This window comes from Allobosea sp. FG18 (assembly GCF_057809495.1).
On record NZ_JBMDKB010000057.1, the window covers coordinates 1 to 7,515 of the forward strand.

Sequence of the window (7,515 nt, forward strand, 5' to 3'; positions counted from 1 at the left end):
GCTTCGCCTCCAGTTCGGCGATCTTGATGCGAAGCCCGTCTCTATCCCGGCGTAGGACGACGATTTCGGGATCCCGATTGCGAAACGGGTTCTTTTTGCCGCGTTCCCGCTCCTGTCGCAGCTCGTCTTTCCTGGTGTCGTATGCCTCCTTGATCCGCGGATGACCGGAAAGGGCTTGGCGAGACCAACCCGAGGCGTCGCTGCCCCACCGCTTGCCGGAAGCGCCAGCTTTTTGGATCTCACGCACAACACGTTCGCAGACGAGCTGCCAGGTGAATGGCTCCGATGGCCACGCTCGAACGAGCTCTCGAATGCGCTCGATATCGATCGGCGTCATTGCTCGGCGCGCGGCTGATCGCGGCGCAGGCTTCGACCGCCCAGATTTTCCGGCCACAGGCTTTCGTTGCATGGACGGATTCCTCAATCCGTTCACTGCGTAAGCTGATTCTTTGGTTGATGCAGTCCATCGAATGGATCGCGGCATCAGTTCTTCACCGATCCTTGGTGGCCCTGTAAATCGAAACGGAATTTTTGGTCAGGCCGGCGATGACGTGCGAATCCCTAGAATCGCGGAGATTCCTCGGAAGGATCCCCTACAAGCAGTTCAAGTTCGGGAAACGCTTCGAACTCGTGTGCGTCGAACGGGATTTGCTGATCCAGCGCGAACTCGCCGAGTTCCTCAGTCAGGGCCGGATCAGTGTCGAGGGAGATGGCGAGGCATAGCAGTGCTTTTGGGTGGACCGCCGTCATCGGTGTCGGCCCGCTATCGTCGCCAATGCACACGGACAGCACCGGTTCGAGCTCGAACGCCGCTCGCAAAACCTCTTCGCGATGATCATCTAAGCGTTGAGCGGTTTCGAGCTGGAACAGGACCTGGTCGACCGAACGTGGTATGATCGCGACCTTGCCTGCCGCCCGCTCGACGATGAAGCGGTCATGGTCATACCGCGCCCCCCGCGCTGCACTGAAGACCGCTTCGGCCAGGCCGTCCTGCATTCCATCCAGGTCGTTACCAACCACAAGCAGTTCGAGAGCCCCGAGATCGCCTCGGCCGGCTTCGAATTGGATGCCGTGATCTGCTCCATAGGCGAAGAGCGCATGGCGGCTACAGACTGACAGTTCCCGATCGATGCCGGCGATCGCAAACCCGCGTAGTACGTCAGTCAAAACCGACGGCAAGCGCGGAAGACGCAACGCTCTCGTCGTCTCCCGAAACTCGTTCAGCTCGGCGTCGATTGCCGCTGTCGCTTCCTCAGCCCGGCGACGATCGGACAAGAACATCGCATGGAGTTTTTCAGTTCTTGGCGATCGTACACCTAGCGACACCGAGCGCTTCTTGCCGCTGACGCGATCATTCCAGTGTCGGATCAGATACTCGCGACCTTTTGCCTGCTTCCACTGCATCCCTCCAGCCGAAGCTGCGGCCATTTTCAAGGAAGGCAGTTGCCGGGCCCAGATGGCCCCGGCGTCGGACAGCAGGTGTCGCTGGGGAGTGGTAAGATTGCGCGGCATGCAAGTTTCCACCAATTTCTTGCATTATATGACAATTGGTGGAAACTTGCAATCGACCGCCAGTTTGTTGGTTGCGCCGCGCTACATCATGATGTTCAGGAACGAGGAGCCGCACTGCTGATGGGCCGCTACGACATCGCCTTCAAACACATGTTTCGCAGCGGCGGCCGCGCATTCCTGTCCGTGTTCGGGGCAGGTGCCGGTCTCAAGGAGCGCGACAACGAGGTGTCGAGTGTTCGCGAACGCCGCGTCGATTTCCTGGCCGAGATCGTTCCCGGACATCTGCTTCATCTGGAGTTCCAGTCCACCCCGCACCGGGCCATGACCGTGAGAATGCTGGGGTATTGGACGGACATCGTCGAGAAAGAGGTTGAAACGCAATCGCACGCCAATGCCGCGGGGTTAATCGACGACGTCAAGATCGACCAGTGGCTGATCTATACAGGCAGCAAGCCTTGGAAGAAGCCGGATGGAATCAGTAATCCGCGCGTCAGTTTCGACTACGGCTTCCTGGACATGAAGGATATGGATCCCGAGCCCTTGCTGACGCATGGCGACTCCGGAGATGCGGTTCTGGCCCTGCTCTGTCGAAATGGAGCAGCTCCTGCTATGCTCAGGAGGATTCTGGCGAAGATCGCCAATATATCCTCACCGGTCGAAAAGGCCGATGCGGTGGCGAGATGCCTCGTTGTCGCGCAAATGCGTGGCGTGGTGAAGCTGGTCGAACAGGAGGTTCGCGACATGGGCATTACAGTGGACATGGCCGAGAGCGAGCTTCTTCGTGAGCCAATCGATCACGCGCATAAGTCCGGCGTTGCCGAAGGTGTCGAGCGCGGGCGAGCGGAAGGGCGGGCAGAAGCCCTGGTCCTCATGTTGAAGATGAAGTTTGGCATCGATGAGATCGCTGATGGGCTCGACACCCATCTAGCCGATCTGCGTGCGGACATTCTGACCGACATGATGATGTCGATCCCCCAGGCAAAATCCGTTGAGCAGGTGCTCGGCTCGCACATGCCCTCCCCAACGCATGGGCTCGGCTGACCGAATTCGGTCAGGCAGTCGCTATTCGCCCGCGACCATGGAAGTCAGTGCCGGCGCCAGCGATGCCGCGCCGCTACGCCTGATCCTGCTCGCGGATACCCAAATGCACGAGCGTGCCGTCGGCAATCGTCAGATCGCGATGCACCGCGAGTACTCCGTTCAAGCCGGCCAGGCGACGTTTATGGGCGTCGGCCCAGCGAGAAGCACCATAGGTGCCGGCCGCATCCTCGGTGCTGGCCTGCTGAAGCAATACCTCGACCGCGGCGACCTGGCGCTCCGCCTCCTCCCGCTGCTTCGCGTTGCCCTTGTCGATCAGGTGCTCGGCGCAATCGGCGCACTGGCCGTGTATGGCACATGGCACGAGGCTCCAGTCATGGATGCAGATGCCAATCTCGGTAACATGTGAGGTAGGGACCTGCGCCTTCATGAAGGCCTCACGATCAGCGAGTGGGAGCCCCTCGCGAACACGGGCGATCTGGCCGACCATCTCACCGGCCTCGGCAAGGACCCTCACCTTTTCGGCCAGCTTGGCGCCGCTGACGTGGTCGTAGACAGCGTTCTGCTGGCTATCCTTCCGTCCGGACCACCGTGCGATCAGCTCCTGGCTCATGCCGCCTTCCTGGGCGAGCGTGTTCAGCCAATGGCGAAATTGGTGTGTGCGCATGTGGATGGGAGCTCCACCGGGCTCCTTCGCTCCAAAGCGCTCAAAAATCGAGCCGGTGCGTCGCCCCGAAATAAAATCTCTAATTGATGTCGAGTGGATCAACTCAAATGAACCAGCGCGCTCAGTCTTGCCGCCGTTAAAGGCGTGTGTTCGCACTAAAAATAAATATTCATGCGTTGGGATCAATCCCGTTACGTTTCGGGTAATGATCTGTCGTAAAAGTCCTTCTTCAAGATCTCGTACTTTCACCCACACGCGAGCAGGTGCCCGTGGTGTCGGTTTCCGAGCGACATGAACCTTAGCCGTTCGCATCCATGCAAGAGCATTATCTGCGGTTCTCACGCCCAGAATCGACTTGACTTCTTCACTCGTTAAAAGCCTGTCTGGGTTCAAATCTTTGAATAAGGGGTGTCTTCCCGGATTTGCATTCATCCAACGAGCATCAGCGCGCACGCTATCGGTAAGTTCCCTTGCTGTGGCAATCGCTTGCTTCGCAACGTCGACCATCGGCGTCGCAATCCATTTGATTGTCCAGCCGTAACCCTTGGATCCGAAGTACCGAATTCCGTACCGGCAGGTGACCTTGCCATTTGCGACAACCTCTTCCGAAACCTCGCAATCCCAAGGTAGCTGAAGAACCTCATTGATACGCCAACCGCCACATACAAGCAGTTCCACCACTTTCATGCGCAGAATGTCCATGGGCGCTGAAAGTTGGCGTGAGATTTCAGGCAGAGCAGCCAGAGCCGCTGGGCTGGGCATCTTGCTTTCTCTGGCGGAGACAGCCTCTACCGTTATTCTATCATTGTGACTTGTAGCCGCGATGGGGTTTTTCCAACCGAGCCGTACCCGCCCAATTCCCGCTTTATCGATCCAGCTAGCTACACGAGCGAGACATGCTCCTCCGTAGTAAGCGCTTTTTTCCGTGCTTTTCGCAGAGATAGCCTTTGCGGCCGCGGTGAAGTGCCGCGGCAACGCGCGACACGGATCATAGCCTACCTCGGCAAGTTCATCATGCAGGTACCGGCATACTAAGATTGTGTGCGCGTGGCGGGTCCACACCTTCCGACTAGTGTCATCATGCAGCCGAATAGCGGCTTTGACGAAATCCGCGAAAGGCTGCTTCATTGGGGCCTGAATGCCAGAACCCCGCCGTCCGCCCTGGCCGGTCAAGAAGTAGAACGCATAGCGTTGAGGCCCTTCAGATGCTGGTCTCTGCTTGACGATCGGATCACGCCAGATTGGGGCGTCCCAGTCCACCGGTCCAAAGGCCGTCGAGCTTTTCCCTTTTGCAATGAACGTCGCGAGATTCGCCTGAGCATCGCGGTACCGCGAAGAAGGAAGCTGCTCGACGCTCATATGGCTACTCCCTTATGGGCGTCGATCCTGGTGATGACTTCGGCGACGGCACAAATGGTGTTGTCCATCATCGACACCATGCGACCGTCCAAACCTGCTTTTTCCCGACGCTCCCGCTCGCTCAGAAGCTCATCGAGAACGAGATGGTGCGGCGCGTCGATCCAGGGCTGGAAGGACCGACAGGTGTAGCAGGCGATCGGCGCCAATAGGCCGCAATAGCCGTACGATCCGCAGTTCCCCAGCCCTTCCAGCTTGGTCGGTGATCCGCCAACGACAGCGACGCTACTGCGGGGATCATCGCCACGGATCGCGTGCTCGGGACCGGAAACCAGGGCGCCCATGAAGGCCTGGGCCAGAGGGGCGAGCGCCAGGGCGACCGCCTTGTCGAGATGCTCGACGATGTCAGATTTGATGTCGAAATAGACCTGCACGTTCTGGGTGTCGGTATGGTCAAGCAGGTCGGCGACCTCAAGCTTGCCAACGCCTTCGCGGACCAGGCGGGTTGCGAAGGTGTAGCGCAGCCGCCTGGTCGTCACTCTCAGCGGTTGCCCCGTACGAGGCGATAGGACGCTGAGAGCGGCGACAGCCTCCTGGACAAGATTGCTGAATTCGCCGGCCGACAGGTGCCACGAGTAGCGATCGAGCGGTCCGCCAACCAGGTCCCCTCGGGGCGTGTTCCGCTTGAAGATCGGTCGACTGCGCAGCTGGGCGAGGCCGTCCATTAGGGCATTGTCACGATCGTGCTCGATCAAAGCGAGAAGGACCTCGGAGATCTCCTGATTAAGCTGCCGGGTTCGAAATGAGCCCCTAACCTCGAGGTCTCGTTTCTTCATGCGCGGCACTCGCAGATGAACAAAGGCGATTGCGTCGCCATCGAGGTGCCGGACGACGTCGTCCTCAGTCAGCAGGGCCATCTGCATCGGGTTTGGACCCAAAGCAACGCATAGCCAGAGCGCGGCCTGTTGGCCCAAGGACAGCCTGTCGGTGCCCTTCGCTGCCCGCAGATTTGTCAGGAGAGCGGCAAGTTCCAGGTCCGACAGTGGCCCCTCCTCGGGGTCTGCCGACAACACTGCGTGGCCTTTGCGGTTGCCACCGATGCGAAGTTGGTCGGCTTCGAATGCGACATCAATCGAGAAATTGGGGTAACCGAAGTTGGCGCACCAGCCGTACCACTGACGGACATAATGCAATCGCCACGTTTCATGTTTAAGCTGATCTCTCAGATCAGTGAATAAAGAGTAGGGCAGAATAGCATCTCTTGCGTCCACATCGACGAACGACGCAGACCGCTGAACCAAAATGACTCCTTTAAATGCGTTCTCCACGGACGCAGAATTCTGAGTTTCTACAAGGTGCCTGATAAATTCCACGGTGGCTCGAAGAATATTCTTAGAAAGTACTGAAAATGTCGACCAATCTAGCCGCTTGCCCCTCACTACGTTGTTCAGCCGCCATACCATACCGGTGCAATCGACGGGCAAGCCGGACGCATCGATCACGATCCCCTGGTTGATGACGGCTTTCCCCGAATGCAAAGCGGTATCGGTCATGAGTCAGCCTCGCGCGCGCTTTCATCTTGCATACGCAACGCGGCTTCAGCCGCAGCTTCGCGGGTGCTGCGACTGCGATAGCGATCTCCTTGCTTCGAGGTCTTGGACCAGCCGAACTGATAATTGCGGTTGCGCTGCTCCTCGCCCTCGGTCCAGCCGAGCTCTTTCGCTACGCCGGAGAGGCGATCGCTGGCATTATGCCTTGTGATATGGGCTGTGAATTCACGGGGAAGACCAGGCACTCGGTTGCGGAGAAGATCGAACATATCGTTCACGGTCGACAAAGAGAGCGGCATCCCGGACCGAGCCAGGAAGACATAGGGGGAGCGCTTCGCGTTCGGGATCTTGGGGCGCTCGCGCAGCACCCAGTCCTCGATGGCGGCCACCAGCTCTGGCCCGAGGGCGAGTGTGCGTCCAAAGGTCTTGTGGCGCGGCTCGCGACGACGAGGGTCCTGTTTCTCGTCATGCCTGACGACAATGTCTAGGGTCGGCGCGGTGCCGTGAAGATGGAGATCCTCGCCTTTGATTTTGAGGGCATCGGCCTTCCGCAAGCCGTGCTCATGATACAGCAGGAACAAGGCATAGTTTCTGACTTGATAGGCCGATTTGAATGGGTTGGTCGGGCTTCCGGGCCGGATCGCCTCCAGGAAACACCGCTGAATTGCCTCATCAACGCCTTCGCGCTGACGGTGGCGTGGTGACGGCAGATCGTCGGTCATGCGCCGGCAGAACTCGTCGAGTCGGAAACGGGCCTCGCGAAGGCGCTCGACATCACGGTTGAGGATCCGGTCGATGCTGCGTTGCGCGTGCCAAGCGGCGTAATCGCGCACAGCATGACAGCGGAAATAGTAGTGACCATGGCGCACAGTGGGCCGGCTGGCCTTGCGCTTATCCGGATCGGTCAACCGATGGAGGTTTCGGTTCTGGCGAAGGAAACGCCGCAGATCGAGGATTTCATCGCCCGAGAAGAGGCTGACCGATTGGAGGCGCTCCTCAACATCGATGGCGGGAGTGCGGCCCGCCGACCATTCCAGCAGCAACACGATCGCACTGAGATGCTGCGCCATCGAATTGGGCGAGAGGCCAGCCTCGCGCAGGCACATCGAGGTGTAGAGAGAGGGCGCTTCGAGCGCGATGCCGTCAGGTGGGCCCTCAACAATCACGAAGCGCTCCCCCGAGCTCGGGAAGACGATATGCTTTACACGATAGTGGTAAGGATTTGCCTGCAATTTCAGCCTCCTAGGCCGAATCACCTTACAAACCTACGTTATCCATCTTAAAAATCTATCTCCGCTTGCAAAAATGGCCGCAACAAAGCGGCCATTTTCATCAGACTATCAGTGGCTTACCGGGATTATGATTACACTTCCCGGTTATCCATATCTAGAA

General features: G+C 58.7%; 6 protein-coding genes. 1 reads left to right on the forward strand and 5 read right to left on the reverse strand.

Annotated elements, in window-relative coordinates:
• Both ACODTJ_RS28735 and ACODTJ_RS28740 read right to left on the reverse strand, forming a co-directional pair.
• Positions 1–337: hypothetical protein (locus ACODTJ_RS28735; protein WP_488851610.1), on the reverse strand; the 337-nt coding region annotated here is incomplete at its 3' end.
• 224 nt (positions 338–561) lie between these two features.
• On the reverse strand, positions 562–1,512 hold the full coding sequence (locus ACODTJ_RS28740; RefSeq protein WP_488851612.1) for a nucleotidyltransferase family protein: 951 nt from the start codon (positions 1,510–1,512) through the stop codon (positions 562–564).
• Positions 1,513–1,632: 120 nt separating this feature from the next.
• On the opposite strand from ACODTJ_RS28740, the gene ACODTJ_RS28745 reads away from it, so the two are divergent.
• Complete coding sequence (locus ACODTJ_RS28745; RefSeq protein WP_488851614.1) at positions 1,633–2,553, forward strand: RpnC/YadD family protein; 921 nt, start codon at positions 1,633–1,635, stop codon at positions 2,551–2,553.
• A 73-nt stretch (positions 2,554–2,626) separates the two neighbouring features.
• Here ACODTJ_RS28745 and ACODTJ_RS28750 read toward each other — a convergent pair whose 3' ends face one another.
• Genes ACODTJ_RS28750 through ACODTJ_RS28760 form a run of 3 tightly spaced genes read right to left on the reverse strand, consistent with a single transcriptional unit; the run spans position 2,627 to position 7,355 of the window.
• Positions 2,627–4,576, reverse strand: a complete 1,950-nt coding sequence (locus ACODTJ_RS28750; RefSeq protein ID WP_488851616.1) for a hypothetical protein — start codon at positions 4,574–4,576, stop codon at positions 2,627–2,629.
• The gene (locus tag ACODTJ_RS28755; protein WP_488851618.1) at positions 4,573–6,126 is read right to left on the reverse strand and encodes a site-specific integrase; all 1,554 of its coding nucleotides are present in this window, start codon (positions 6,124–6,126) and stop codon (positions 4,573–4,575) included. The genes ACODTJ_RS28750 and ACODTJ_RS28755 overlap by 4 nt, the downstream gene beginning before the upstream one ends.
• Positions 6,123–7,355 carry a tyrosine-type recombinase/integrase gene (locus ACODTJ_RS28760; protein WP_488851620.1) on the reverse strand — a complete coding sequence of 411 codons (1,233 nt, stop codon included), beginning with the start codon at positions 7,353–7,355 and terminating at the stop codon, positions 6,123–6,125. The genes ACODTJ_RS28755 and ACODTJ_RS28760 overlap by 4 nt, the downstream gene beginning before the upstream one ends.
• Positions 7,356–7,515 lie beyond the last annotated feature (160 nt).

What these genes read in the sequence shown, in the direction of transcription:
- ACODTJ_RS28755 (WP_488851618.1), bottom strand. Translation starts at nt 6,126, where the DNA reads ATGACCGATACCGCTTTGCATTCGGGGAAAGCCGTCATCAACCAGGGG.
- ACODTJ_RS28740 (WP_488851612.1), bottom strand. Translation starts at nt 1,512, where the DNA reads ATGCCGCGCAATCTTACCACTCCCCAGCGACACCTGCTGTCCGACGCC.
- ACODTJ_RS28750 (WP_488851616.1), bottom strand. Translation starts at nt 4,576, where the DNA reads ATGAGCGTCGAGCAGCTTCCTTCTTCGCGGTACCGCGATGCTCAGGCG.
- ACODTJ_RS28745 (WP_488851614.1), top strand. Translation starts at nt 1,633, where the DNA reads ATGGGCCGCTACGACATCGCCTTCAAACACATGTTTCGCAGCGGCGGC.